This window comes from Faecalibacterium sp. DFI.5.82 (assembly GCF_029076575.1).
GTDB classification, from domain to species: domain Bacteria; phylum Bacillota; class Clostridia; order Oscillospirales; family Ruminococcaceae; genus Faecalibacterium; species Faecalibacterium duncaniae.
The window spans coordinates 1-330 of sequence record NZ_JARFIS010000262.1; the positions used below are offsets into that span (position 1 = coordinate 1).

General features: G+C 45.5%; 1 pseudogene. It reads right to left on the reverse strand.

Features of this window, described 5'->3' with window-relative positions:
* Positions 1–330: pseudogene (locus tag P0G09_RS16520) on the reverse strand (type IV secretory system conjugative DNA transfer family protein); the annotation flags it as partial.

Genomic DNA, 330 nt, shown 5'->3' on the forward strand with positions numbered 1-330 from the left:
GTGTAGACCATCGAAATCAGGAAATTAAAGGTGCTGTCCGTATCCGACATGATGAGGAACAGAGCTGTTTTCTTATCGCCCAGCGTATCCAGTTGTAGCTCATCATACATCGTTAAATCGCGCAAATCTTGAATGTCGAATGGGGCAAGCCTAGCACCGCAGGAAATGAGGATGGATTTTGCGGTCTTTCCGGCAGCTAATTTATAGAGATTGTACTGCCGTCCTGCAAAGCTGTTCGGCTTCTTTTTGGCTAAATCCTCAAAGAGCAAATCAACTGGATTTTGGTATTCTTCATCGTCCTCCAGCACCTGCATGGTATTGAGCATTTCC